The sequence below is a fragment of the Rhodanobacter sp. Soil772 genome, assembly GCF_001428385.1.
Taxonomy (GTDB): domain Bacteria; phylum Pseudomonadota; class Gammaproteobacteria; order Xanthomonadales; family Rhodanobacteraceae; genus Rhodanobacter.
In genome coordinates this window covers 1096013-1120754 of sequence record NZ_LMSK01000002.1, presented here as the reverse complement: position 1 = coordinate 1120754, position 24742 = coordinate 1096013, and the positions used below count along the sequence as shown (strand labels likewise).

Sequence of the window (24742 nt, the reverse complement as noted above, 5' to 3'; positions counted from 1 at the left end):
TTCAAGGCGGACGGCTTCGCCGCCGCTTAACTCCAGCGTTAGGCCTCAATGAGAAACTTCGCTCGTATATTGGCTTTGTTGTATGCGGTCGTCGTTGGCTTGGCGGCACTTTGGGCTTGGTACACCGATGTGACGCTGCTTCATGCAGGGCGCGAGCACATGCTTCCTGACATTCTGTTGTTGATCGTGTCGCTGCCGACGTCCAACACACTTGATTTCTTCTACGAGCGTTCGCCGGCATTTTTTGCAGCGCCGTTCGCGCAGCTCACATGGCTAACGGCTTGCGGTGCTTTTCAGGCAGCTGTGCTTTACTTACTTGCCACGCTCGTACCAAAGGTGCGCAGTGCGGCCTAACATCTCGTTCAAGGCGGACGGATAGTTCCTTCGCTTTAGTGGACACCCTGAACTAACATTTCAGGAGTGTTCCATGCCCAAGCCAGGCCCCCGAACCACCACTCGCTACAGCGACGAATTCAAGGCCACTGCCGTGCGCTTGAGTTCGCTTCCCGGCGTGCTCGTGCAGGATGTCGCCGCGTCGCTTTACATCCATCCCTTCATGTTGTCTCGTTGGCGCAAACAGGCGCGCGAGGGCGAGATCATGACGAAGGGTGTGACGGTCGATCCGCCCACGAATTCAAAGCGACGGCCGTCGTTTGAGCCAGTTGCCTGGGGTCGCGGTGCAGGATGTCGCCGCGTCGCTTTACATCCATCCCTTCATGTTGTCTCGTTGGCGCAAACAGGCGCGCGAGGGCGAGATCATGACGAAGGGTGTGACGGTCGATCCGGCGGTRTCCGCCGAGCTGAAAGAGTTGCGGCGGGTCAAGAAGGCCTACGAGCAACTGAAGATCGAGCATGACGTTTTAAAAAAAGCGATCGCGTTCACTTCCGCTCGAAAAGCGAACGCTTTGCCTTCATCGAGCAGCAGCAGGAAGCCGTCCCGGTGAGAGTGCTTTGCCGCCTGTTCGGTGTCAGCGCCAGCGGCTACTACGCCTGGCGTGAACGCTTTGCCTTCATCGAGCAGCAGCAGGAAGCCGTCCCGGTGAGAGTGCTTTGCCGCCTGTTCGGTGTCAGCGCCAGCGGCTACTACGCCTGGCGTGATCGCCCGGCCAGCGAACGCGCGCAGGAGGATGCCCGCCTGATGGATCGGGTCCGTCGGGTGCACCGCGACAGCCGGGAAACCTATGGCAGCCCGCGCGTGCACGCCGAACTGCGCCAGCAAGGCGAGACCGTGGGTCGCCGCCGGATCGAGCGGTTGATGCGTGAGCATGCCGTACAAGCTTGCTCGGCCACGCTGTATCGGCGCACACCGGGGCTCGGGATAGTTCCTTCGCTTTAGTGGACACCCTGAACTACCATTTCAGGAGTCCTCAGCATGCCCGGACCGGGTCCAAGAACCACGTATCGGTACACCGATGATTTCAAGGCGCCGGCCGTCCGTCTGAGCCAGTTGCCCGGGGTCGCGGTGCAGGGTGTTGCCGCGTCGCTTTACATCCATCCGTTCATGCTGTCTCGTCGGCGCAAGAACGGCGCCAGGTCTCACCAGCGAGGGGATCGCCATGACCCACCCAAGCGCCATTGCACTGACCGGGTTCATTGCCTGGGCTCTTCTGCTGCTCGTACTGATGGAAATAATCCGGACGCAGCTTGTCCTGCGTAGGAAAATTCCCGCCAACGGGTTCGTTCCGGACAACGCAAACCTCTCGCCCTTCATGCAGCGGCTGGCCAGGGCCCATGCCAACTGTGTCGAAAGCCTTCCGGTGCTTGGCGGGCTGTTGCTGGTCGCCATCGTCACCGGACACACCTCGGTTACCGACCCGGCGGCCTATCTGTTCCTTGCTTGCCGCGTGTTCCAGTCGCTGGTGCACCTGGCGTCGGTGAGCGCGGCCGCGGTTACTGTTCGTTTCTCCGCCTTTGCCGTGCAGATGATCATCGGCGTGTACTGGGCCGTTGGCCTTCTTGCGCTGATGTGAGGCGCATGAAGGGCGCCGCTCGCGCCAAGGTGGAGCAAGCGCATCCTGACGCAGGCGGACGGCCGACCACGCATTCAAGCCGAGGCCGGTTCGCCGCCGGCATCGAGGCAAGGCAGGGGCGGGCAAACGAGCGAGAGCGCGTCGCCCGGGCCGGCCCGGCTTATGCATCGACTTAACCTGCCGGCGTGCAGGCTGGAAAGTAAACCCGATGTCCGGCATGTTGGCGGAACCGCGCCACGCCGCACCGCGTGCCTGGCGCGCCGCGTCGGGCAACGAAGCCTGCCAGCCTTATGGAGAGAGTCATCACCATGCCGACACCCCGCTCGGATGCCCTGGTCTTTTTCGGCGCCACCGGCGACCTGGCCTACAAGAAGATCTTTCCGGCATTGCAGGCGATGATGCTGCGCGACGGGCTGGACCTGCCGATCATCGGCGTGGCGCATTCGGGCTGGAACGTGGAGCAGCTGCGCCAGCGCGCGCACGACAGCCTGGCGCAGGCGGCGCACGAGCAGGGCGGCACCGTCGACGAGGCCGCGTTCGCGAAGCTGGCGGCGCGGCTGCATTACGTCGACGGCGACTACAACGACGCGGCCACGTTCCAGCAACTGAAGCTGGCGCTGGGCGAGGCGCAGCGGCCGCTGCACTACCTGGCGATCCCGCCCAGCCTGTTCGGCGTGGTGGCGAAGAACCTGCAGCAGGCCGGCTGCGCGGACGGCGCGCGGATCGTGGTGGAGAAGCCGTTCGGCCGCGACCTGGCCTCGGCGCAGGCGCTCAACCGCACGCTGCACGCGGTGTTCCCGGAGTCGGCGATCTTCCGCATCGACCATTACCTGGGCAAGGAGCCGGTGCAGAACCTGCTGTATTTCCGCTTCGCCAACACCGTGCTGGAGCCGGTGTGGAACAACCGCTACGTGGACCGCGTGCAGATCACCATGGCCGAGCAGTTCGGCGTGGACGGCCGCGGCGCGTTCTACGAAGGGGTGGGCGCGATCCGCGACGTGCTGCAGAACCATCTGCTGCAGGTGACCTCGCTGCTGGCGATGGATGCGCCGATCGGCAACGACCCGGAGGCGCTGCGCGCCGAGAAACTGCGGCTGTTCCGCGCGATGCGCCCGCTCGATCCGGCCGAGGTGGTGCGCGGCCAGTTCAGCGGCTACCGCAAGGTGCCGGGCGTGGCCGCCGATTCGAACGTGGAGACCTTCGTGGCGCTGCGCCTGCACATCGACACCTGGCGCTGGGCCGGCGTGCCGTTCTACATCCGCGCCGGCAAGCAGCTGCCGCTTACCACCACCCAGGTGGTGGTAGACATGAAGGCGCCGCCGCTGTCGGTGTTCGACCCGGTCGGCGCGACGCAGTCGAACTACTTCCGCTTCCGGCTCAGCCCGGAAGTGATCATCGCCGAGGGCATGCGGGTGAAGCAGCCGGGCGAGGAGATGCGCGGCGAAGCGGTGGAGCTGGTCGTGCGGCATGACCTGGCGCCGGAGAAGTCGCCGTACGAGCGCCTGCTCGGCGACGCGATCCGCGGCGACAACGCGCTGTTCACCAGCGACGAATGCGTGGAGGCGGCGTGGGCGGTGGTCGACCGCGTGCTCGCCCATGAGGGTCCGGTGGAATTTTACGAACCGGGCAGCTGGGGCCCGCCCGCGGCGGCGCGCATCGTCCGCGGCGACGAAGGCTGGCACGACCCGCAGATGGAGGAGGGCAAGCCATGTTGAGCAACCACGCGCCCGAGGCCGCCGCGGTGGTGTTCCTGCTCGACGTGGACAACACCCTGCTCGACAACGACCGCTTCGGCGCCGACCTCGGCGAGACGCTGGAAGCAGCGTTCGGCCCGGCCGGGCGCGAACGCTACTGGACGATCTACGAGGAGCTGCGCCAGCAGACCGGTTACGCCGATTACCTGGGCGCGCTGCAACGTTTCCGTGCCGGCCTGGACAACGACCCCTCGCTGCTGCAGATGTCGGCCTACCTGCTGGACTACCCGTTCGCCGACCGGCTGTACCCGCACGCGCTGGAAACCATCGCGCATCTGCGCACGCTGGGGCCCACGGCCATCCTTTCCGACGGCGACGTGGTGTTCCAGCCGCGCAAGATCCAGCGCGCCGGACTGTGGGCAGCGCTGCGCGGCGAGGTGCTGGTCTACGTGCACAAGCAGCAGATGCTGGTGGCGATGCAGCAGCGCTATCCGGCCGCGCACTACGTGATGGTCGACGACAAGCCGCACATCCTCGCCGCGATGAAGCAGCGCCTGGGCCGCAAGCTGACCACGGTGTTCGTGCGCCAAGGCCATTACGCGGCCGACAGCGCTGACGAAACCATCGAGCCGGCGCCGGACCTCACGATCGCGTGCATCGGCGATCTGCGCCGGCGTAAGCTTGAAGACTTCCTGCCGAGCGCACCCGCGATCAACCTGCCGGCAGACTGAAATTCTCGTATCGATCGCATCGGAAACATGGAGCAAGCATGAAAGCGACCCGCCAATTGCACGACCTCGGCCAGAGCCTGTGGCTGGACAACATCACCCGCACCCTGCTCGACGACGGCACGCTGGCGCGCTACATCGCCGAGGACTCGATCACCGGACTGACCTCGAACCCGAGCATCTTCGACGCGGCGATCGGCGGCGGCGACGCCTACGACGCCGGCATCCACGCCAAGACGCTCTCCGGCATGGGCGGCGAGGCGCTGTTCACCGAGCTGGCGCTGGAGGATCTGCGTCGCGCCGCCGACCTGTTCAAGCCGGTGTTCGACGCCACCGCCCAGGTCGACGGCTGGGTCTCGATGGAAGTCTCGCCGCTGCTGGCCGCCGACACCGCCGGCTCGATCGCGGCGGCGCGGCACATCCATCACCAGGGCAATCGCGACAACCTGTTCGTGAAGATTCCCGGCACCCCCGAAGGCGTGCCGGCGATCGAGGAAGCGATCTTCCTCGGCATCCCGATCAACGTGACCCTGCTGTTCTCCTGCGCGCACTACCAGGCCGTGGCCGAGGCGTACCTGCGCGGCATCGAGCGGCGCCTGGAAGCCGGGCTGGACCCGCACGTGGGCTCGGTCGCCTCGCTGTTCATCAGCCGCTGGGACGTGGCCGCCAACCCGCAGCTGCCGGCCGAGCTGCACAACCGACTGGGCATCGCGGTAGGCCGGCAGACCTACCGCGCCTACCGCGAACTGCTGGCATCGAAGCGCTGGCAGAAACTCGCCGCCGCCGGCGCCCGGCCGCAGCGCCTGCTGTGGGCCAGCACCGGCGTCAAGGACCCGTCCGCACCGGACACGCTGTACGTCAGCGCGCTGGCCGCGCCGGACACCATCGACACGATTCCGGAAAAGACCCTGCACGCGTTCGCCGATCACGGCCAGCTGCACGGCGTGCTGCCGGATGACGGCGGCGATGCGGATGCGCTGCTGGCGCAGGTCGCCAAGGCCGGCGTGGACATCGACGCCTTGGCGCTGAAGCTGCAGCAGGACGGCGCCGCGGCGTTCGTGAAATCGTGGCAGCAGTTGCTGCAGCGAATCGCCGACAAGGCCAGCGCGCTCGACGCGAAATCGCGGGAACCGATTGCCCGATGAGCCACCTCGCCCTCACCACGCGCCCGCAGTGGCAGGCGCTGCAGCAGCACGTCACCACCCTGGGCCAGCAGCACCTGCGCGAGCTGTTCGCCGCCGACCCGCGGCGCGGCGAACGATTCGTCGTCGAGGACGTCGGCCTGTATCTGGATTATTCCAAGCAGCGCGTCGACGCCGATACCCTGCGCCTGCTGCGCGAATTGGCCGAGGCGTGCGGCCTGCCGCAGCGGATCGAGTCGATGTTCCGCGGCGACAAGATCAACACCACCGAGAACCGCGCCGTGCTGCACGTGGCGCTGCGCGCGCCGGCGGGCGAGAAGATCCTGGTCGACGGCCACGACGTGGTGGCGGACGTGCACGAGGTGCTCGACCGCATGGCCGCGTTCTCGGACAAGGTGCGCAGCGGCGCGTGGCTGGGCCACGGCGGCCGGCGCATTCGCAACGTGATCAGCATCGGCATCGGCGGTTCGGATCTCGGCCCGGTGATGGCGTACGAGGCGCTGCGCGACTACAGCCGGCGCGACATGACGTTCCGCTTCGTCTCCAACGTGGACGGCACCGACTTCGCCGAGGCCGTGCGCGAACTGGACGCCGCCGAGACGCTGTTCATCGTCTGCTCGAAGACCTTCACCACGCTGGAAACGCTGGCCAACGCGCACGCCGCGCGCGCCTGGTGCCTCGCCGCGCTGGGCGACGAGTCGGCGGTGGCGAAGCACTTCGTGGCGGTTTCCACCAATGCCGACGAGGTGGCGAAGTTCGGCATCGACACCGCCAACATGTTCGGCTTCTGGGACTGGGTGGGCGGGCGCTACTCGATGGATTCGGCGATCGGCCTGTCCACCATGCTGGCGATCGGCCCGGAGCATTTCCGCGCGATGCTCGCCGGCTTCCACGCGATGGACGAACACTTCCGCCACGCACCGCTGGAACGCAACCTGCCGGCGCTGATGGGCCTGCTCGGCATCTGGAACAGCAACTTCCTCGACGCCGCCACGGTGGCGGTGCTGCCGTACGAGCAGTACCTGAAACGCTTCCCCGCCTACCTGCAGCAGCTGACCATGGAGAGCAACGGCAAGCGCGTCACGCTGGACGGCAGCGCGGTCGACTACGCCACCGGGCCGATCTACTGGGGCGAGCCGGGCACCAACGGGCAGCACTCGTTCTATCAGCTGATCCACCAGGGCACGCGCCTGGTGCCGTGCGATTTCATCGGTTTCGGGCAGCCGCTCAATCCGCTCGGCGATCAGCACGATCTGCTGATGGCGAACCTGATTGCCCAGGGCGAGGCGCTGGCGTTCGGCAAGACGGCCGAGGAAGTGCGTGCCGCCGGCACCGATGCGGCCCTGGCCCCGCACCGCACCTTCCCCGGCAACCGACCCAGCACCACGATCCTCGCGCAGCGGCTGACGCCGCGCGTGCTCGGCAGTCTGATCGCGCTGTACGAGCACAGCGTGTTCGTGCAGGGCGCCATCTGGGGTATCGACTCGTTCGACCAGTGGGGCGTGGAACTGGGCAAGCAACTGGCGAAGACCACCATCGCCGAACTGACCGCACCGAGCGAGCCCGCGCTCGCGCACGACAGCTCCACCAACGCCTTGATTCGCCGCTATCGCCAGCTGCGCGACAGCCAGACAACGGAAGGTCCATGAGCCAGCAGATCAGCCCTCTCGCCGGCAAGCCGGCACCGTCGTCGATCCTGGTCGACATCCCGCAACTGCTGGCCGCGTATGCGGACCTGAAGCCCGACCCGTCGGTGCCGGCGCAGCGCGTGGCCTTCGGCACCTCCGGCCATCGCGGCAACTCGTTCGAGCGCAGCTTCAATGAGGCGCACATCCTGGCGATCAGCCAGGCGATCTGCGAGTACCGCCGTTCGAAAGGTATCGACGGCCCGCTGTTCATCGGCGCTGACACCCACGCACTGTCGCAGCCGGCGTTCGAGAACGCGCTGGAAGTGCTGGCCGCGAACGGCGTCGAAGCGATGATTTCCAGCGGCGGCGAATACACCCCGACGCCGGCGGTATCGCACGCGATCCTGGTCTACAACCGTGGCCGCAGCTCGGGCCTCGCCGACGGCATCGTGATCACGCCGTCGCACAACCCGCCGGACAACGGCGGCTTCAAGTACAACCCGACCAACGGCGGCCCGGCCGACAGCGACATCACCAAGTGGGTGGAGAACCGCGCCAACGCCCTGCTCGAAGGCGGCCTGAAGGAAGTGCGCCGGATGCCGTACGCGCAGGCACGCAAGGCGGCCACCACGCACGAACACGACTATCTCAACAGCTACGTCGCCGACCTCGCGAACATCGTCGACTTCGACGTCATCCGCGGCGCCGGCGTGCACATGGGCGTCGACCCGCTGGGCGGCGCCGGCGTGCACTACTGGGCGCCGATCGCCGATCGCTACAAGCTCGACCTCACCGTGGTCAGTTCGGTGGTCGACCCGCAGTTCGCCTTCATGAGCGCGGACTGGGACGGCAAGATCCGCATGGACCCGTCGTCGAAGTACGCGATGCAGCGGCTGATCGGGTTGAAGGACCGCTACGACGTGGCGTTCGCCTGCGACACCGACCACGACCGCCACGGCATCGTTACCCGCAGCAGCGGGCTGATGGAGCCGAACCACTATCTTTCGGTGCTGGTCGACTACCTGTTCCGCCATCGGCCGCAGTGGGGCGCGCATGCCGCGGTGGGCAAGACCGTGGTCAGCACCGCGCTGATCGACCGCGTGGCGAAACGGCTGGGACGACGGCTGTACGAGGCGCCGGTCGGCTTCAAGTGGTTTGCGCCGGGCCTGTTCGACGGCTCACTCGGCTTCGGCTGCGAGGAAAGCGCCGGCGCCTCGCTGCTGCGCCGCGACGGCACGGCCTGGTCCACCGACAAGGATGGCCTGGTGCCGGCGCTGCTGTCGGCCGAGATCACCGCACGCGAGGGCAAGGACCCGGGCGAGCTGTATGCGCAGCTGACCCGCGAACTCGGCAAGCCATTCGCCAGCCGCGTCGACGCCGCCGCCACGCCGGCGCAGAAGGCGAAGCTGGCGAAACTGTCGCCCGATCAATTGAAGAGCGACCAGCTGGCCGGCGAGAAGATCGAGCAGGTGCTGGACAAGGCGCCCGGCAACGGCGCCGCGATCGGCGGCATCAAGGCCGTCGCCGCCAGCGGCTGGTTCGCCGCGCGGCCGTCCGGCACCGAGGCGATCTACAAGGTCTACGCCGAAAGCTTCCAGAGCGAAGAACACCTGCAAGCGTTGTTGAAGGAAGCCCAGAGCATCGTCGATAGCGCGCTGACCTGAGCTTGCCTTTGTCCGTCATTCCCGCGCAGGCGGGAATCCAGTGACTTCAAGGGAAAAGACACTGGGTCCCCGCTTCCGCGGGGATGACGGGAGTACCCCCACTCACCCGGAGAACCGCCATGTCCCACACCCTCGACCAGCAATGCATCGACCTGCTGCGTTTCCTGTCGGTGGACATGGTGCAGAAGGCCAACAGCGGCCACCCCGGTCTGCCGCTGGGCGCCGCGCCGATGGCCTACGCGCTGTGGACGCAGCACCTGAAGCACAACCCCGCCAATCCGCACTGGCCCGACCGCGACCGCTTCGTGCTGTCCGCCGGCCACGGTTCGGCGCTGCTGTACAGCCTGCTGTTCGCCACCGGCTACGACCTCACCCTGGACGACCTCCAGCAGTTCCGCCAGTGGGGCAGCAAGACGCCCGGGCATCCCGAGTACGGCCACACGCCAGGCGTCGAGATCACCACCGGCCCGCTTGGTCAGGGCCTGGCGAACGCGGTGGGCATGGCGATCGGCGAGGCGCATCTGGCCGCACGCTACAACCGCGACGGCCACGGCGTGATCGACCACCACACCTGGGCCATCGTCAGCGACGGCGACCTGATGGAAGGCGTGGCCAGCGAGGCGGCGTCGCTGGCCGGTCATCTCAAGCTGGGCAAGCTGGTGTGCCTGTACGACGACAACTATGTGACGCTGGCCGGCGGCACCGACATCACCTTCTCCGAAGATCGCGCGAAACGCTTCGAGGCGTACGGCTGGCAGACCATCCAGGTGGCCGACGGCAACGACCTGGCCGCGATCCATGCCGCGCTGGACGCTGCCCGCGCCGACACCACCCGGCCCTCGCTGATCCTGGTGCGCACGCACATCGGCTACGGCTCGCCCGAGCAGGACACGTTCAAGGCGCACGGCTCGCCGCTGGGCGTCGAGGACGTCAGGAAGACGAAGGAGAAGCTGGGCTGGCCGGTCGAACCGGATTTCCTGCTGCCGCCGCCCGCGCTGGCACATTTCCGCGAGGCGCTAGACCGCGGCGTGGAGGAAGAACGCGCATGGAATAGCCGTATGGACGTCTATACGAAAGCCTTCCCCGAGCTGGCCACCGAGTTGCAGGGCCGTCTGGATGGCGAACTGCCGACGGGCTGGGACGCGGATATCCCGGTGTTTCCCGCTGACGCCAAGGGCCTCGCCACCCGCGTCGCCGGCGGCAAGGTGATGAACGCGGTCGCACCGAAACTGCCCGCGCTGGGCGGCGGCTCGGCCGACCTCGATCCGTCCACCCACACCGCGCTGAAGGACCTGGGCGACTTCAATCCGCCGCTGGCGGCAGGCGAGGACAGCCAGGGTTCCGACGGCGGCGGCTGGAGCCATGCCGGGCGCAACCTGCACTTCGGCGTGCGCGAGCATGCGATGGGCGCGATCGCGAACGGGCTGGCCGTGCACGGCGGCTTCGTGCCGTACGGTTCGACCTTCCTGATCTTCTCCGACTACATGCGCCCGGCGATCCGCCTGGCCGCACTGATGGGCCTCCACGTGGTGCACGTGTTCACCCACGACAGCGTGGCGCTGGGCGAGGACGGCCCCACCCACCAGCCGGTGGAACAGCTGGCCAGCCTGCGCGCGATCCCCAACCTCAGCGTGATCCGACCCGCCGATGCGAACGAAACCGCGGTGGCGTGGAAGGTGGCGCTGGAAACGAGGAAACGGCCGGTGCTGCTGGCATTGACCCGGCAGAACGTGCCCACGCTGGACCGCAGTCGCTACGCCAGCGCCGACGGCTTGCGCAAAGGTGCGTATGTGCTCAGCGATGCAAAGGACGGCAAGCCGTCACTGATCCTCATCGCCAGCGGCTCCGAGGTCGGCCTGATCGTCGAAGCCGCCGAGCAGCTGCAGGCCGACGGCATCGCCGTGCGCTGCGTCTCGATGCCGAGCTGGGAGCTGTTCGATGCGCAGCCGCAGGCGTATCGCGACAGCGTACTGCCGCCTGATGTTTCAGCACGGCTAGCGGTGGAACTGGGCGTCTCGCAAGGCTGGGACCGCTACGTCGGCGCGAAGGGCGACATGCTCGGCATCGACCACTTCGGCGCCTCCGCCCCCGCCGAGGTGCTGCTGCGCGAATTCGGCTTTACCGTCGACAACGTCGTGAAGCGGGCGAAGGCGTTGCTGGCTCGGTAACACCGAATCCCGCGCAATCGTGCGGGATCACAAAACGTGTCCCGACAAACCATCAAGGCGACGGACGGAAGGCGCGCCCGAGCATTTATTAACGGCTTATATCAACTTCTATGCAATTCTTGCTATAAATGCCAAGAACTCGCTAGAGATGGCCATGGATCCCTACAGCAATCCCTTCAATCCCGGTGCCGGCGTCAGTCCACCCGAACTGGCCGGACGCTCGGAGGTGCTCAGCCAAGCCATCACCGCACTGGAACGCACCAAGCGCGGTCGGCACGCCAAGTCATTGATGATTCTTGGCTTGCGCGGCGTGGGCAAGACCGTATTGCTGAACGAGATCGCCCGGGAAGCCAGTGAACGGGGTTATCTCATCGAGCAGATCGAAGCACGCGACGGCGAAGATTTGCGCCAGTTGCTGATACACACCCTACGCAAGGTGCTCCTGCAACTGGATCGAAGCGCGCAGGCCATCGAAGCCGTGAAAAGAAGTCTCCGCGTGCTGCGCAGCTTCATCGGCAATGTCACCGCAAGCGCCGGCGGCGTGGACGTGACCTTGGGCGTGGACCCGGAAATCGGACAGGCGGACAGCGGCGATCTGGAAGCAGACATCAAGGACGTTCTGGTAGCTGCTGCACGAGCCGCGCAGGCGGCCTCCCGTCCGGTGGCCTTGTTGATCGACGAACTGCAATACGTGCCGCGCGTGGAACTGGGAGCGCTGATTCGCGCCATTCACGCCATAAACCAGGCGGGATTGCCGCTGTTGCTGTTCGGTGCGGGCTTGCCGCAGTTGGCAGGCCAGGCCGGCGATGCCAAGAGTTATGCCGAACGGCTGTTCGATTTTCCGCGACTGGACAGGCTGCTGGAAGAGGATGCATACAAAGCGATCCGCGAACCCGTGGAGGAAGAAGGCGCCCGTATCGAGGACGCCGCACTGGCGGAAATCTATGCGCAGACCCGTGGCTATCCTTACTTTCTGCAGGAATGGGGTTACAACGCATGGAACGTGGCTGCTGCCAAGGTCATCACGGTGGACGCCGCCACTGCCGCTACCGACCAGTCCATCCGCAAGTTGGACCAATCCTTCTTTCGTGTGCGCTTCGACCGGTTGACACCGCTGGAACGCGACTACATGCGTTACCTGGCAGAACTTGGCGAAGGCCCCCAGCGGTCATCCGACGTCGCCAAAGCCATGGGCCGGGGCGGAAGCAGCCTGGGACCAACCCGCGACAACCTGATCAAGAAAGGCATGATCTACGCACCGGAACACGGCCTGATCGCTTTCACCGTGCCGCTGTTCGATGAGTTCATGCGGCGCGTCATGCCGCTGCCGCCATAACGGAGGCGCCTCGACACGACGGGACAAGAATCCTCAGTTGCGCGACTGCAGCTTCGACAGCAGGCGCAGCAGTTCCAGGTACAGCCAGACCAGGGTCACCACCAGTGCGAACGCGCCGTACCACTCCATGTACTTCGGCGCGCCGGACTGGGCGCCGGTTTCGATCAGGTCGAAGTCGAGGATCAGGTTGAGCGCCGCGATCACCACCACCACCGCGCTGAACGCGATGCCGACGCCGCTGCTGCCGCTGATGAAGCCCATCGAGTGGCCGAAGAAGCCCATCGCGAAGTTCGCCAGGTACAGCAGCATGATGCCGCCGGTGGCGGCGACGATGCCGAGCTTGAACTTCTCGGTGGCACGAATCAGCCCGCTGCGGTAGGCCAGCAGCATCGCCGCCATGGTGCCGAAGGTCAGCCCCACCGCCTGCATCACGATGCCGGGATAGCGCATCTCGAAGATCGCCGACAGCGCGCCGATGAAGACGCCTTCCACCACGGCGTACAGCGGCGCGGTGATCGGCGCCCAGGTCTTCTTGAACACGGTGACCAGGGCCAGCACCAGGCCGCCGATCGCGCCGCCGAGCACCAGCGGCAGCATCGCCGGCAGGCTGTCCGGGCCGCTGAAGCGACCCCAGCTGAACATCGCGCCGACCAGGACCAGGATCAGCAGCAGACCGGTCTTGTTGACCGTGCCGTTGATCGTCATCGCTTCGTCGCCGCGCGTGAATACCGCGCCGCTGGCGGCGTCGAGGAAGGTGTTCTTGTTGAGCGCCGGATTGCCGCTTTGCATGATCTGCTCCCGTGGTTTGCCGCCATCGTAGCGGCTTTGCCGTCGCCCTGCGCCAACGTGCCGTTGTGCCGGCACGCGGAAACTACGCGACAATGGCAGCCTGTCGAATGTCGCGGAGTCCCGATGAACCCTTCCACCCTGCGTATCGCCACCCGCAAGAGCGCGCTCGCGCTGTGGCAGGCCGAGCACGTCGCCGCGCTGCTGCGCGCGGCGCATCCGGGGCTGACGGTGGAGCTGGTGCCGATGAGCACCCGCGGCGACGAGATCCTGGACCAGCCGCTGGCCACGATCGGCGGCAAGGGGCTGTTCCTGAAAGAGCTGGAGGTGGCGATGCTGGAAGGCCGCGCCGACCTCGCCGTGCATTCGCTGAAGGACGTGCCGGCGCAGCTGGAGCCGGGCTTCGTGCTGCCGGCGATCCTGCCGCGCGCGGATGCGGCCGATGCGTTCGTCAGCAACGATTACGCCGACCTCGCCGCGCTGCCCCACGGCGCGCGCGTCGGCACCTCGTCGTTGCGGCGGCAGGCGCAGTTGCGCGCGCTGCGGCCGGATCTGGTCCTGCTCGACCTGCGCGGCAACGTCGGCACCCGGCTGGGCAAACTCGACGCCGGCCACTACGACGCGATCGTGCTGGCCTGCGCCGGGCTGGAACGGCTGGGCCTGGCCACGCGCATCCGCGCGCGGCTGGCCGCGCCGGACTGGCTGCCGGCGCCGGGCCAGGCGGCGATCGCGATCGAGGCGCGCGAGGGCCAGGTCGGCGTGCTGGCGCTGCTGGCCGTACTGGACGATGCCGATACCCGGCTCACCGTGAGCGCCGAGCGCGCGATGAACCAGGCCCTGGGCGGCAGCTGCACCGTGCCGATCGGCGCCTGGTGCATGCTGGGCGAACACGGCCTGCACCTGCGCGGCCTGGTCGGCGACGCGGCCAGCGGCCGGTTGCTGCACGCCGAAGCCAGCGGCCCCAGCGACCAGGCGGTCGCGCTGGGCCGCAAGGTGGCGGCGACGCTGCTGGCGCAGGGCGCCGGCACCCTGCTCGGGCTCTGAGACACCACCTCACGCAAACGGCCCTCCCGCCGACGCGGAAGGGCCGTCATGGCCGCGCTTCGGAAGTAGCGGCTTAGAAGCTGTAGACCAGGTTGGTGGTGGTCAGCGTGTCGGTCTTCTTGGTGCCCGGCAGCACGTCGCTGTTGTGGCGCACCTGGAAGCCGACCTTCAGCGCCAGCTTGGTGGTCATGCTGACCGCCAGGCCCGCGTCGTTCTGCAGGTAGGTGTTCTTCGAACCCGCTTCCATCAGGAACGTGTCCTCGAACGCGGTGTTCTCGGTGAGCTTGTACTTGTAGTTGGCCAGGCCGCGGGCAACTATCTCGCCCTCGGTCGGCTGCTGCTGGTGCACCACCACGCCACCGACCACCGTGTCGACGTCGGCCGGGCGGTAACGCTTGTAACCAGGGCCGATTTCGAACGACAGCTCGTTGCGCTCGTCCTTCAGCGCGATGTAGCCGTAGCCGAGCGAGACGATGCCCTGCCACAGGTTCGCGCCGAAGTCGTCGTGCTCGTAACGGGCGGCGCCGACGATGTAGCTGCGCGGGTCGAGCTTGAGGCCGACCGAGGCACCGCCGTCATAGCGGTTCGCGGTGGTGTTGAACTGCTCGACGGTGTTGCCGGCCGTATCGACCACGGTCTGCTGGCTCTTCGAGCGCAGCGCGTCGATGAAGAAGTTGTTCTTCCACTGCTCGTTTTCCTGGCTCAGGCCAAGCTTGGCGTTGACGTTCTCCGAGCGGGAGTTGCCGGTGGCCGAGGCAAAACCGAATTCGCCCGAACCGGTCCAGCCGCCGTTGTTGGCCGGGCTGGTGTCGGCGTCCTGAGCCTGGACGGCGAAGCTTGCGAAGGCAGCCAGCAGCAGGCCGGCGATCAAGGTCTTTTTCATCGAGAAACGATCCATTTGTTAAACAAAAGTAAGCTAGCTACCTTAACGGGACGGCTTGAACTCGCAATGAACGGCGCTGCAAAGCCATCCGCACGTGCTTCACCCGGCCGCCAGCAATTCGCCTGCCAGCGCCGTTTCGTAGACGTGCTGTTCCAGCATCTTGCCCAGCAGGCAGCTGGGCACCGCCACCGCCGCGGCCAGCAGGCCACCGCCGAAGCGTTCGGTCAGCAGCAGCGCGGCGCACGGCAGCACGTAGACGAAGAGCGCCGCCACGAAGCGCGCCGGCGGCACGTTGCGCATGTCCATGTCGCTGCCCCCGCCATGCGGTGCGCCCAACGACTGCCAGCGCATGCCTTCGAGCAGGCCCAGCAGCAAGGCCAGCGCCAGCAGCAGCAGAATCCAGGGATATACGCTGTGCGGCGGCTCCAGCCCGCCCTGCGCCATCGTGCACAACCATAGCCACAGCCCGCCGCCATACCAGGCGGTGACCAGTCGGCTCACCGGCAGCGACGACGACACCCGCTGCAGGCCGGGCGACAACTGGCTGCGGTAGCGGTAGGCCGTATAGACCAGGCTGACCAGGCTGCACAGCATCAGCACCGCCCCGGCCACGCGCATCGCCAGGGTATGCCCGTGGCCATCGCCCAGGATGATCACCAGCAGTACCGGCAGGAAGGTCACCAGCGCCATCAGCGCCGCGCGGGTGGGCCAGCGGTCGCGGCCGGGCTGCCAGCCGTACCAGTCCGATGCCGCCGGCAGCCGCAGGCAAACCAGCAGCAGGCCGGCACCGACCAGCGCGGTGCCGAGTATCAACGGCATCCGCATGTCGCAGCGGCCGATCTGCTCCATCCCCAGCGCCAGGCCCATGCCGAGCCAGATCCACAGGCCGTAGCCGCTGATCGCCAGCACCCGCAGCAGGATCTCCGCGTAACCCGGCAGGTGCGCGTGGACACCGCTGGCGTCGGGGTCGGGCATGGCGTCGGGCGACAGTTCGCGGATGGGCGGCATGGGACGTCCAATGGGAGTCGGTGGCGATGCACGCGGCGACTTGCGGCCGCCACAGGCCGCCGCCATGCTACACAACGCCTCTTCCCCACGATATGCCGACGACCCCATGGATCGCTACGAACGCATACTGACCCTGCACCGACTGCTGAAGTCGGCGCACTACCCGATTCCGCTGTCGCGCCTGCTCGGCGAGCTGGAGTGCTCGCGCGCCACGCTGTACCGCGATGTGGCCTTCCTGCGCGATGCGCTGGGCGCGCCGATCGAAAGCGCCGGCACCGACCAGGCCGCGTTCCGCTATGAAGTGGGCGAGGGCGCGAAGTTCGAGCTGCCCGGGCTGTGGCTGACGTCCGACGAACTGGCCGCGCTGCTGGCGCTGAACGAGCTGATCAGCCGCTCCGGCCCCGGCGTGCTGGCCGGCGCGCTGGCGCCGTTCAAGGCGCGCATCGAGGGCCTGCTGTCGCATCAGGACAGCGGCAAGGCGCTGCCGATCGAGCGCATCCGCGTGGTCGCCTGGGGCGAACGCAAGCTCGACCAGCAGGTGTTTCGCATCGTCGCCGGCGCGGTGCTGGAGCGCAAACAGCTGCGCTTCCGCTATCGCGCACGCACCACCAACGCGGACAGCCGCCGCACGGTGTCGCCGCAGCGGCTGACCCACTACCGCGACAACTGGTACCTCGACGTGTGGGACCACGACCGCCACGCGCTGCGCAGCTTCGCGGTCGACCGCATCGCCGACGCGCAGGCGCTGGACACAGCCGCCACCGACGTGGCCGATGCCGACCTCAACGAGCTGCTCGCCTCCAGCTACGGCATCTTCGCCGGCAAGCCGAAGGCGTGGGCGACGATCCGTTTTTCGCAGCACGCCGCTCGCTGGGTCGCCGACGAGCACTGGCATTCGCAGCAGAAGGGCGAGTGGCTGCCGGACGGCCGCTACGAGCTGAAGCTGCCCTACTCCAACTCGAAGGAACTGCTGATGGACGTGCTGAAGTACGGCCCGGACGCGGAGATCGTGGCGCCGCTGTCGCTGCGCGAGGAAATGAAGATCCTGCTGCAGCTGGCCCTCGGCGGCTACCAGCCGCCGCAAGGCTGAGCGATGGGCGCCGCCGATGTCGCCACTGCCGCCCCGGCACCCGTGCCGCGCAAGCCGACCGTGGCGCTGGCACTCGGTGCCGGCGGCGCGAAGGGGCTGGCGCACATCGGCGTGATCGAGGAAATCGAGGCGCAGGGTTTCCAGATCGTGGCGATCGCGGGCGCCTCGATGGGTGCGCTGATCGGCGGCATCCATGCGGCGGGCAAGCTCGACGTGTATCGCGACTGGGTCTGCGCGCTGGCCAAGCTCGACGTGCTCAAGCTGGTCGACTGGACGTTCACCGGCGGCGGCCTGATCAAGGGCGAAAAGATCATCGAGACCATGCGCGGGCTGATCGGCGACGTGCAGATCGAGGAGCTGCCGCTGACCTTCACCGCGGTGGCCACCGACATCGAGCGCGGCCGCGAGGTGTGGCTGAGCCGCGGCGGCCTGTTCGATGCGATCCGCGCGTCGATCGCGATCCCCACGGTGTTCCGCCCGCACCTCATCGACGGCCGCCGGCTGGTCGACGGCGCCCTGCTCAATCCGGTGCCGGTGACGCCGCTGATCCGCGAAACCGCGGACTACCTGATCGCGGTCAGCGTGGACGGCCCGGCGGTGACGGTCACGCCGCCGGAACCGCCGATCCAGCCGACGACCGTGGAAAACGGCTATCGCCACCGCATCGGCGAGTTCATCGGCCGGATGATCCCGCGTGGTGAAATCCGCCCGCGCGAGCCGGGCACGTTCGAACTGCTGGCGCAGTCGATGGACCTGATGCAGGCGAACCTGTCGCGCCTGCGCCTGGCCGCGTACGCGCCGGATCTGCTGATCCAGCTGCCGCACAACATGGCCCTCGCCTACGAGTTCTACCGCGCGCGCGAACTGATCGAGCTGGGCCGCGTGCAGGCGCGCGTGGCGCTGGCGAACTGGCCGCGCGCCGGTACGCCGCAGCGCGAGGCCTGAGTCGCGCGCCTCAGCCTCAACGCGGGCCGTGCGTGTGCAGCCAGTTTTCCAGATACGCCTTCATCGCCACCGCGTTGTTGTGCTCTTCGTCGCGTGCGCCGTAGAGCAGGGTGACGTGGTGCCGCGCGGCCCGTTCGGCCAGCGGCTGCCAGTGCTCGGCCAGCGCATCCAGCTCGCTGGCGTAACGGTGGCGGAAACCGTCCCACAGTGCCGGATCGTGCCCGAACCACTGGCGCAAGGCGGTCGACGGCGCCAGCTCCTTCGCCCACAGGTCCAGCAGCACCGCCTCTTTCTTCAGCCCGCGCGGCCACAACCGGTCGATCAGCACGCGATAGCCGTCGGCTTTCGCGGCCGGTTCGTAGACACGTTTGACGGTGATGCTCATGGGCGGTCTCCCGAAAGGAAGATCCCCAGCATACGACGACCGGATCAGCCCGACGTGATCTGGATCAGAGTTCCTCGACCGCTGTCACCTTGCCGCGACGCATCAGCCACGCCACGCCACGCAGGTCGGCCAGACCGACCCACAGCCGATCAAGCATGCCGTACTTGGACACGCCGGCGGTGCGCGGGCGATGGCCGACCGGCACGCTCTGGCTGGCGAAACCGGCGCGTTTGACCAGCGCCGGCAGGTAGCGGTGCATGTGGTCGAAGTAGGGCAGGCGCAGGAATACCTCGCGCTCGAACAGCTTCAGGCCGCAGCCGGTGTCCGGGGTGGCGTCCTTCAGCATGCGCGAGCGCACCGCGTTGGCGACCTTCGAGGAGATGCGTTTGTTGAAGCTGTCGCGGCGGGTGGTGCGCCAGCCGGCGAGCAGCCGCGTGTCGGCCGATGCCGCGTCGCGCGCGGCGAGCAGCTTCGGGATGTCGGCCGGGTCGTTCTGGCCGTCGCCGTCGAGCGTGGCGATCCACGGCGACACAGCCGCACGCACGCCGTTCCACACCGCCGTGCTCTGGCCGCTGCGGGTGACGTGGTGCAGCACGCGCAGCTCCGGGTGCAGCGCCTTCTGCGCGGCGAGCACGGCGCGGCTGTCGTCGCTGGAATCGTCGTCGACGTAGATCACTTCGTAGTCGACCCGGCCGCGCAGCGCGGCGGCGATCTCGGCCAGCAGCGGCGGAATGTTGTCGCGTTCGTTGAAGACGGGGACGACGACGGAGAGTTGCGGCATGGGGCAGGCCTTTCAGCGGAACGGGCGCTGCGCCTGACGCAGCAACGGGGCAGTTTAATGCCAAAGCGCAGACGGCTCCTCCCCTGCGCATCCCAAGGGGAATCTCGACAGCGAAAGCTGGAATCCAGTGCCGTTGCGTTTCAAGGGCTTGGAGTCGCTGGATCCCAGCTTTCGCTGGGATGACGAGCTTGAAGCAGGGTTATTCGAGGTGTCCCAAAGGGACTTCCTTCAGGCGAGGGGGTTTGCCTTTGACTTGAAAGACACGATCAAGAGCGACCCCACCCCAGCCCTCCCCTGCTTTGCGAGGGAGGGGGCAAAGCAGGGCTTCAGCGGATCTTGCCGAGAATGCCTTCCAGCTCGTCGTTGCTGTGGTAGTGGATCACCAGCTTGCCGTGGCCGCCGCGGCCCTGGGCCAGTTCGACCCGAGTGGCCAGACGCTCGGCCAGTTCGCGTTCCAGCGCGGCGATGTTCGGGTCGCGCGTGGACGCGTGCTTGGCCTTGCCTTTCGGCGCGGTCTGCGCGCGGCGCGCGGCTTCTTCCAGCTCGCGCACCGACCAGCCCAGGGTCGAGGCCTGGCGCGCCAGCGGTACGGCGATGGATTCGTCCAGGGTCAGCAGGCAGCGGGCGTGGCCCATCTCCAGCTTGCCGTCGTCGAGCAGGCGCTTGATCGACTCCGGCATCTCGGTGAGCCGCAGCATGTTCGACACCGAGGCGCGCGAGCGGCCGACTGCGTCGGCGGCTTGCTGGTGGGTGAGGTCGAAGTCGTCGATCAGCCGCTTCAGCGCGTCGGCTTCTTCCAGCGGGGTGAGGTCCTGGCGCTGGATGTTCTCGATCAGCGCCATCGCCGGCACCGCCGCCTCCGGCACCGCCTTCACCAGTGCCGGCAGTTCGCTCAACTGGGCGCGCTGCGCCGCCCGCCAGCGGCGCTCGCCGGCGATCAGCTCGTAGCTGTTCCTGCCGATCTCGCGCACCACCACCGGCTGGATCAGGCCCTGCGCCTTGATCGACGCGGCCAGTTCGTCCAGCGCCTCGTCGTTCCAGTGCCGCCGCGGCTGGTACTTGCCGGGCTGGATCTGCTGGATCGGCAGCACGCGCAGTTCGCCTTCCTGGGTCAGCACCGACGGTGCGGCATCGCCGGCGCCGCCGAGCAGGGCGTCCAGCCCGCGTCCCAATCCACGTTTTTTTGCAGCAGCCATGCCTTATTCCTGATGGTTGGCGGCCGGCGCCTTGAGCGTCGGACCGCTGTCGCCGTGCGCAGGCGCGGGTGGTTCGATGTCTTCGACCGGAAGATCGACCGGCCCGCTGCGCGGCAGCCCGCGCTCGCGCCGGATCACCTCGCCGGCCAGGCCGATGTAGGCGATCGCGCCGCGCGAGCTGCGATCGTACAGATGGATCGGCTGGCCGTGGCTGGGCGCCTCGGCCAGGCGCACGTTGCGCGGGATGATCGAGCGCAGCACCTTGTCGCCGAAATGCTGGGTGAGCTGGGCGGAGACTTCGTTGCCGAGGTTGTTGCGCACGTCGTACATAGTGCGCAGCAGGCCCTCGATCTCCAGCGTGGGGTTCAACCGGTGGCGCACCGCCTTGACCGTGTCGAGCAGGCTGGACAGGCCTTCCAGCGCGAAGTATTCGCACTGCACCGGAATCAGCACGCCATCGGCGGCGGTCAGTGCGTTCAGCGTGAGCAGGTTCAGCGACGGCGGGCAGTCGATCAGGATGGTGTGGTAGTTCGGCGCGATCTTCGCCAGCACTTCCTTCAGCCGGTGCTCGCGGGCCAGCGCGTCCATCAGTTTCAGCTCGGCCGCGGTGAGGTCGCCGTTGCCCGGCAGCAGGTCGTAGTGCGCGTCGGTGGGCACGATCGCCGCGGCGATCTCCACTTCCTCCAGCAGCACTTCGCAGCCGCTCGCCTTGATGTCGCGCTTGTTGATGCCCGAGGCCATCGTGGCGTTGCCCTGCGGGTCCAGGTCGACCAGCAATACCTTGCGCTTCGCGGCGGCGAGCGCAGCGGCGAGATTGACGGCAGTGGTGGTCTTGCCGACGCCGCCTTTCTGGTTGGCGACAGCGATGATGCGGGCCATGGATGGATAGCTACCGTACGCGGGAGGGCTAGTGTAATGCCTCGCCCAGCCGAGTGCTGCCTGCGCTCAGGGCCCGATCCGCGCGCCGCTGGCGGCATCGAACAGGTGCAGCCGCTGTGCCACCAGCCCCAGCGCCAGCGTGCTGCCCGGTTCGGGCAGGGCCCGTGGCGCCACCCGCGAGACCAGCGCCTGGTCGCCGTAGCGCAGGTTGAGAAAAACCTCGTTGCCGACCGGTTCGAGCACCTCCAGCTGGGCGCTGAGCGCGGCGTCGCCGGCAGCGTGCGGCTGCAGGTCTTCCGGACGGATGCCCAGCACCACCTCGCGATCGCGCCACGGCTGCCATGCCGCCGCCTGCGCCGGTTCGCCCAGTGCGATCCCGCCGTGCGCGGTGGCCAGCGTCCAGCCGCGGTCGTGACGCAAAGTGCCGCGCAGCTGGTTCATCGCCGGGCTGCCGACGAAGCCGGCGACGAACAGGTTGGCCGGTTTCTCGTACAGGTTCATCGGCGTGTCGATCTGCTGGATCACCCCGCCATCCAGCACCACGATGCGCTGGCCCAGGGTCATCGCCTCGATCTGATCGTGGGTGACGTAAATCATGGTGGCCTTGAGCTGACGGTGCAGCCGCGCGATCTCCACCCGCATCGACAGGCGCAGCTTGGCGTCCAGGTTGGACAGCGGCTCGTCGAGCAGGAATACCTTGGGATCGCGCACCAGCGCCCGGCCCAAGGCCACACGCTGGCGCTGGCCGCCGGACAGCGCGCCGGGGCGCGAAGCCAGCCGCGCTTCCAGCTCCAGCGTCTTTGCCGCCGCGGCCACGCGCTGGTCGATATCGGCCTGCTTGTGGCCGCGCAGCTTCAGGCCGAAGCCGAGGTTCTCGGCCACCGTCATGTGCGGGTACAGCGCGTAGTTCTGGAACACCATCGCGATGTCGCGGTCCTTCGGCGCCACCTCGTTGACCACGCGGCCGTCGATGCTCAGCGTGCCGCCGCTGATCGACTCCAGCCCGGCGATCATCCGCAGCAAGGTGGTCTTGCCGCAGCCGGACGGCCCCACCAGCACCAGCAACTCGCCGTCGGCGATCTCGAAACTGGCCTCGGCCACGCCGACGTGACCGTTGGGGTAGACCTTGCGCAACTGGTCCAGACGTACGGCAGCCATGGGTATCTCCGGTGGGGGTTGGCCACGACGGCCCGTCTCCGCCGCAGCATGCGCTTGCCTGCACATCGGCGAAACATTCGGCTATTCTGCCCATGTAATCGTTTACATCAAGCGCTTTGATCGCAGGACCTCTCATGACGCACCCCCGCTTCCGCTTTCCCGACGGTTTCCACTGGGGTGCCGCCACCTCGGCCTACCAGATCGAGGGCTCGCCGCTGGCCGACGGCGCCGGCCCCAGTATCTGGCAGCGTTTCGCGCATACGCCGGGGATGATGGTGAACGGCGACACCGGCGACGTCGCCTGCGACCACTACCGTCGCTACAAGGACGACGTGCAGCTGATGAAGGCGCTCGGCCTCAAGGGCTACCGCTTCAGCATCAACTGGGCGCGGGTGCTGCCCGAAGGCACCGGCCGGGTCAATCCGAAGGGGCTGGATTTCTATTCGCGGCTGGTCGACGAATTGCTGGAAAACGGCATCGCGCCGAACGCCACGCTGTTCCACTGGGACCTGCCGGCCGCGCTGGACGACCGCGGCGGCTGGCTCAACCGCGACAGCGCGCACTGGTTCGCCGAGTACGCCGAGGTGATGTTCAAGGCGCTGGACGACCGCGTGCCGCGCTGGTCCACGCTCAACGAGCCGTGGGTGGTCACCGACGGCGGCTACCTGCACGGCGCGCTGGCACCGGGCCATCGCAACAAGTACGAGGCGCCGATCGCCGCGCACAACCTGATGCGCGCCAGCGGCGCCGGCATCCAGGCGTATCGCACGCATGGCCAGCACGAGATCGGCGTGGTGTTCAACATCGAGCCGAAATACCCGCACTCGGACAGCGCCGAAGACCTCGCCGCCACCCGCCGCGCGCATGCCTACATGAACCAGCAGTTCGCCGATCCGGCACTGCTGGGCAGCTACCCGCCCGAGCTGAAGGAGATCTTCGGCGACGCCTGGCCGGAGTTTCCGGAAGACGATTTCAAGCTGACGAAGCAAAAGGTCGACTTCGTCGGCATCAACTACTACACCCGCGCCGTGGTGAAGCACGACCCGAACCAGTACCCGCTTAAGGCCTCGCCGGTGCGCCAGCCGAACAAGACCTACACCGAGACCGGCTGGGAAGTATTCGAGCAGGGCCTGACCGACACGCTGACCTGGTTCAAGCAGCGCTACGGCGACATCCCGCTGTACATCACCGAAAATGGCTCGGCGTTCTACGACCCGCCGGTGGCCGAGAACGGCGAACTCGCCGATCCGCTGCGCACGAACTACCTGCGCAAACACCTCAAGGCGCTGCACAAGGCGATCGCGGCCGGGGTGAACCTGAAGGGCTATTACGCGTGGTCGCTGATGGACAACCTGGAGTGGTCGCTGGGTTTCTCCAAGCGCTTCGGCCTGTACCACGTCGATTTCGCCACCCAGCAACGCACGCCGAAGGCCACCGCGAACCTGTATGCGCAGGTGATCGAAAGCAATGGCGGCGTGCTGGACGAATAAGCTCGCTCAGACGCGGCCCAGCACCAGCAGATGGCGCTCGGCCGGCAGCCCCGGCACCACCAGCTCGTGCGTGCCGCGCACTTCGAACCCGGCCGGAATACCCGGCAATTCGTCGTCCGGCCGCTTGCCCTTCATCGCCAGCCAGATCCCGTCCGGCGCCAGCAGGTGGCCGCCCCAGCCGAGCATGTCGGCGAGGCTGGCGAACGCGCGCGCGGTGACGCAGTCGTACTGGCCCGCGACGTCTTCCACCCGCGACTGCACGGCGCGCACGCCGTCGAGTTTCAGCGCGCGGATCGCTTCGCGCAGGAAGCGCACCTTCTTGCCGTTGGAATCGACCAGCAGGATCTCCCGCCCCGGCGCGGCGATCGCCAGCACGACGCCGGGCAGGCCGGGACCGGTGCCCAGGTCGGCCAGGGTTTCTCCTTGCACGTACGGCAGGATCGCCAGCGAGTCGAGCAGGTGGCGGGTAACCATTTCCGCCGGGTCGCGCACGGCGGTGAGGTTGTACGCCGCATTCCAGCGCTCCAGCAAAGCCTGGTAGTCGAGCAGCCGCGGCACCGCGCCGGCCGGCAGCTGCAGCCCCAGCGTGGCAATGCCCTGTTCGAGTCGGGCCTGCAAGGCGTCGCGCGTGGTCATCGGGGGTACTCGGGGAGCGTGGGGCGCAAAGTATCCGTGGCTCGCGCCGGCATTGCCAACTCCGGCAAAAGAAAACCCGCCGAGGCGGGTCGAAGACTTGCAAATCCCCTGCAGCGCGGGCGCTCTCGGGC

24 protein-coding genes and 1 pseudogene are annotated in these 24742 nt (G+C 67.4%); 16 read left to right on the top strand and 9 right to left on the bottom strand.

The genetic code is table 11. From position 1 onward, the window contains the following. Positions 1-48: 48 nt before the first annotated feature. The 12 genes and pseudogenes from ASG75_RS11440 to ASG75_RS11390 all read left to right on the top strand — a co-directional run bounded on the left by ASG75_RS11440 (position 49) and on the right by ASG75_RS11390 (position 12330). Positions 49-354, top strand: a complete 306-nt coding sequence (locus tag ASG75_RS11440) for a hypothetical protein (RefSeq protein WP_056388981.1) — start codon at positions 49-51, stop codon at positions 352-354. A 73-nt stretch (positions 355-427) separates the two neighbouring features. Beyond that, positions 428-601: pseudogene (locus ASG75_RS16685) on the top strand (transposase); the annotation flags it as partial. A 52-nt stretch (positions 602-653) separates the two neighbouring features. After that, positions 654-944 carry a transposase gene (locus ASG75_RS16680; protein WP_056388978.1) on the top strand — a complete coding sequence of 97 codons (291 nt, stop codon included), beginning with the start codon at positions 654-656 and terminating at the stop codon, positions 942-944. Then, a complete protein-coding gene (locus ASG75_RS11430) occupies positions 941-1336 on the top strand; it encodes an IS3 family transposase (protein ID WP_157616943.1) in 396 nt (131 codons plus the stop codon). The genes ASG75_RS16680 and ASG75_RS11430 overlap by 4 nt, the downstream gene beginning before the upstream one ends. Before the next feature lie 220 nt (positions 1337-1556). Further along, the gene (locus ASG75_RS11425) at positions 1557-1970 is read left to right on the top strand and encodes an MAPEG family protein (protein ID WP_056388972.1); all 414 of its coding nucleotides are present in this window, start codon (positions 1557-1559) and stop codon (positions 1968-1970) included. 308 nt (positions 1971-2278) lie between these two features. Beyond that, positions 2279-3685, top strand: a complete 1407-nt coding sequence (gene zwf / locus ASG75_RS11420) for a glucose-6-phosphate dehydrogenase (protein WP_056388970.1) — start codon at positions 2279-2281, stop codon at positions 3683-3685. Further along, positions 3679-4395 carry an HAD family hydrolase gene (locus tag ASG75_RS11415; RefSeq protein WP_056388963.1) on the top strand — a complete coding sequence of 239 codons (717 nt, stop codon included), beginning with the start codon at positions 3679-3681 and terminating at the stop codon, positions 4393-4395. The genes zwf and ASG75_RS11415 overlap by 7 nt, the downstream gene beginning before the upstream one ends. Positions 4396-4433: 38 nt before the next feature. Further along, positions 4434-5537: a transaldolase gene (gene tal, locus ASG75_RS11410; protein WP_056388959.1), complete on the top strand. Its 1104-nt coding sequence runs from the start codon at positions 4434-4436 to the stop codon at positions 5535-5537. Next, positions 5534-7183, top strand: coding sequence for a glucose-6-phosphate isomerase (pgi, locus tag ASG75_RS11405; RefSeq protein ID WP_056388957.1), 1650 nt, complete (start codon positions 5534-5536; stop codon positions 7181-7183). The genes tal and pgi overlap by 4 nt, the downstream gene beginning before the upstream one ends. Then, positions 7180-8826: a phosphoglucomutase (alpha-D-glucose-1,6-bisphosphate-dependent) gene (pgm, locus tag ASG75_RS11400; RefSeq protein WP_056388954.1), complete on the top strand. Its 1647-nt coding sequence runs from the start codon at positions 7180-7182 to the stop codon at positions 8824-8826. Before pgi ends, pgm begins: the two co-directional genes overlap by 4 nt. 119 nt (positions 8827-8945) lie before the next feature. Beyond that, positions 8946-10994 carry a transketolase gene (gene tkt / locus ASG75_RS11395; RefSeq protein WP_056388951.1) on the top strand — a complete coding sequence of 683 codons (2049 nt, stop codon included), beginning with the start codon at positions 8946-8948 and terminating at the stop codon, positions 10992-10994. A gap of 154 nt (positions 10995-11148) precedes the next feature. Then, a complete protein-coding gene (locus ASG75_RS11390; protein ID WP_056389383.1) occupies positions 11149-12330 on the top strand; it encodes an ATP-binding protein in 1182 nt (393 codons plus the stop codon). Between the two features lie 33 nt (positions 12331-12363). On the opposite strand, the gene ASG75_RS11385 is transcribed toward ASG75_RS11390, so the two are convergent. Beyond that, a complete protein-coding gene (locus ASG75_RS11385; RefSeq protein WP_056388949.1) occupies positions 12364-13119 on the bottom strand; it encodes a Bax inhibitor-1/YccA family protein in 756 nt (251 codons plus the stop codon). A gap of 123 nt (positions 13120-13242) precedes the next feature. On the opposite strand from ASG75_RS11385, the gene hemC reads away from it, so the two are divergent. Next, positions 13243-14160: a hydroxymethylbilane synthase gene (hemC, locus tag ASG75_RS11380; protein ID WP_056388944.1), complete on the top strand. Its 918-nt coding sequence runs from the start codon at positions 13243-13245 to the stop codon at positions 14158-14160. Positions 14161-14233: 73 nt separating this feature from the next. Here hemC and ASG75_RS11375 read toward each other — a convergent pair whose 3' ends face one another. Together ASG75_RS11375 and ASG75_RS11370 are read right to left on the bottom strand one after the other, a co-directional pair. After that, positions 14234-15043, bottom strand: coding sequence for a DUF481 domain-containing protein (locus tag ASG75_RS11375; RefSeq protein ID WP_056389381.1), 810 nt, complete (start codon positions 15041-15043; stop codon positions 14234-14236). 99 nt (positions 15044-15142) lie between these two features. Then, entirely contained in the window at positions 15143-16051 is a 909-nt protein-coding gene (locus tag ASG75_RS11370; protein ID WP_235580201.1) for a hypothetical protein, read from the bottom strand. 106 nt (positions 16052-16157) lie between these two features. Here ASG75_RS11370 and ASG75_RS11365 point away from each other — a divergent pair, with 106 nt between their 5' ends. Further along, the gene (locus ASG75_RS11365; RefSeq protein WP_056388941.1) at positions 16158-17141 is read left to right on the top strand and encodes a YafY family protein; all 984 of its coding nucleotides are present in this window, start codon (positions 16158-16160) and stop codon (positions 17139-17141) included. A 3-nt stretch (positions 17142-17144) separates the two neighbouring features. Continuing rightward, a complete protein-coding gene (locus tag ASG75_RS11360) occupies positions 17145-18086 on the top strand; it encodes a patatin-like phospholipase family protein (RefSeq protein ID WP_056388938.1) in 942 nt (313 codons plus the stop codon). Positions 18087-18102: 16 nt separating this feature from the next. Here the strand turns inward: ASG75_RS11360 and ASG75_RS11355 are convergent, their stop codons facing one another. The 5 genes from ASG75_RS11355 to ugpC all read right to left on the bottom strand — a co-directional run bounded on the left by ASG75_RS11355 (position 18103) and on the right by ugpC (position 22485). Further along, positions 18103-18471, bottom strand: a complete 369-nt coding sequence (locus tag ASG75_RS11355) for a DUF488 domain-containing protein (RefSeq protein ID WP_056388936.1) — start codon at positions 18469-18471, stop codon at positions 18103-18105. A gap of 64 nt (positions 18472-18535) precedes the next feature. Then, positions 18536-19252: a glycosyltransferase family 2 protein gene (locus tag ASG75_RS11350; protein WP_056388934.1), complete on the bottom strand. Its 717-nt coding sequence runs from the start codon at positions 19250-19252 to the stop codon at positions 18536-18538. A gap of 326 nt (positions 19253-19578) precedes the next feature. Then, positions 19579-20448, bottom strand: a complete 870-nt coding sequence (locus ASG75_RS11345; RefSeq protein ID WP_056388932.1) for a ParB/RepB/Spo0J family partition protein — start codon at positions 20446-20448, stop codon at positions 19579-19581. A 3-nt stretch (positions 20449-20451) separates the two neighbouring features. Then, entirely contained in the window at positions 20452-21327 is an 876-nt protein-coding gene (locus ASG75_RS11340) for a ParA family protein (protein WP_056388931.1), read from the bottom strand. Between the two features lie 66 nt (positions 21328-21393). Then, the gene (gene ugpC / locus ASG75_RS11335) at positions 21394-22485 is read right to left on the bottom strand and encodes a sn-glycerol-3-phosphate ABC transporter ATP-binding protein UgpC (RefSeq protein ID WP_056388930.1); all 1092 of its coding nucleotides are present in this window, start codon (positions 22483-22485) and stop codon (positions 21394-21396) included. A 134-nt stretch (positions 22486-22619) separates the two neighbouring features. On the opposite strand from ugpC, the gene ASG75_RS11330 reads away from it, so the two are divergent. Then, positions 22620-23975, top strand: coding sequence for a GH1 family beta-glucosidase (locus ASG75_RS11330; protein ID WP_056388928.1), 1356 nt, complete (start codon positions 22620-22622; stop codon positions 23973-23975). A 6-nt stretch (positions 23976-23981) separates the two neighbouring features. Here ASG75_RS11330 and rsmG read toward each other — a convergent pair whose 3' ends face one another. Further along, on the bottom strand, positions 23982-24611 hold the full coding sequence (gene rsmG / locus ASG75_RS11325; protein ID WP_056388925.1) for a 16S rRNA (guanine(527)-N(7))-methyltransferase RsmG: 630 nt from the start codon (positions 24609-24611) through the stop codon (positions 23982-23984). Positions 24612-24742 lie beyond the last annotated feature (131 nt).

Excerpts from the sequence above, each read along its gene's own strand:
- pgm (WP_056388954.1), top strand. The coding sequence starts at position 7,180 with ATGAGCCAGCAGATCAGCCCTCTCGCCGGCAAGCCGGCACCGTCGTCG.
- pgi (WP_056388957.1), top strand. The coding sequence starts at position 5,534 with ATGAGCCACCTCGCCCTCACCACGCGCCCGCAGTGGCAGGCGCTGCAG.
- ugpC (WP_056388930.1), bottom strand. The coding sequence starts at position 22,485 with ATGGCTGCCGTACGTCTGGACCAGTTGCGCAAGGTCTACCCCAACGGT.
- ASG75_RS11330 (WP_056388928.1), top strand. The coding sequence starts at position 22,620 with ATGACGCACCCCCGCTTCCGCTTTCCCGACGGTTTCCACTGGGGTGCC.
- zwf (WP_056388970.1), top strand. The coding sequence starts at position 2,279 with ATGCCGACACCCCGCTCGGATGCCCTGGTCTTTTTCGGCGCCACCGGC.
- ASG75_RS11415 (WP_056388963.1), top strand. The coding sequence starts at position 3,679 with ATGTTGAGCAACCACGCGCCCGAGGCCGCCGCGGTGGTGTTCCTGCTC.
- ASG75_RS11385 (WP_056388949.1), bottom strand. The coding sequence starts at position 13,119 with ATGCAAAGCGGCAATCCGGCGCTCAACAAGAACACCTTCCTCGACGCC.
- ASG75_RS11375 (WP_056389381.1), bottom strand. The coding sequence starts at position 15,043 with ATGAAAAAGACCTTGATCGCCGGCCTGCTGCTGGCTGCCTTCGCAAGC.
- hemC (WP_056388944.1), top strand. The coding sequence starts at position 13,243 with ATGAACCCTTCCACCCTGCGTATCGCCACCCGCAAGAGCGCGCTCGCG.
- ASG75_RS11370 (WP_235580201.1), bottom strand. The coding sequence starts at position 16,051 with ATGCCGCCCATCCGCGAACTGTCGCCCGACGCCATGCCCGACCCCGAC.
- tal (WP_056388959.1), top strand. The coding sequence starts at position 4,434 with ATGAAAGCGACCCGCCAATTGCACGACCTCGGCCAGAGCCTGTGGCTG.
- ASG75_RS11355 (WP_056388936.1), bottom strand. The coding sequence starts at position 18,471 with ATGAGCATCACCGTCAAACGTGTCTACGAACCGGCCGCGAAAGCCGAC.
- rsmG (WP_056388925.1), bottom strand. The coding sequence starts at position 24,611 with ATGACCACGCGCGACGCCTTGCAGGCCCGACTCGAACAGGGCATTGCC.
- ASG75_RS11365 (WP_056388941.1), top strand. The coding sequence starts at position 16,158 with ATGGATCGCTACGAACGCATACTGACCCTGCACCGACTGCTGAAGTCG.
- tkt (WP_056388951.1), top strand. The coding sequence starts at position 8,946 with ATGTCCCACACCCTCGACCAGCAATGCATCGACCTGCTGCGTTTCCTG.
- ASG75_RS11425 (WP_056388972.1), top strand. The coding sequence starts at position 1,557 with ATGACCCACCCAAGCGCCATTGCACTGACCGGGTTCATTGCCTGGGCT.
- ASG75_RS11390 (WP_056389383.1), top strand. The coding sequence starts at position 11,149 with ATGGATCCCTACAGCAATCCCTTCAATCCCGGTGCCGGCGTCAGTCCA.
- ASG75_RS11440 (WP_056388981.1), top strand. The coding sequence starts at position 49 with ATGAGAAACTTCGCTCGTATATTGGCTTTGTTGTATGCGGTCGTCGTT.
- ASG75_RS11345 (WP_056388932.1), bottom strand. The coding sequence starts at position 20,448 with ATGGCTGCTGCAAAAAAACGTGGATTGGGACGCGGGCTGGACGCCCTG.
- ASG75_RS11340 (WP_056388931.1), bottom strand. The coding sequence starts at position 21,327 with ATGGCCCGCATCATCGCTGTCGCCAACCAGAAAGGCGGCGTCGGCAAG.
- ASG75_RS11360 (WP_056388938.1), top strand. The coding sequence starts at position 17,145 with ATGGGCGCCGCCGATGTCGCCACTGCCGCCCCGGCACCCGTGCCGCGC.
- ASG75_RS11350 (WP_056388934.1), bottom strand. The coding sequence starts at position 19,252 with ATGCCGCAACTCTCCGTCGTCGTCCCCGTCTTCAACGAACGCGACAAC.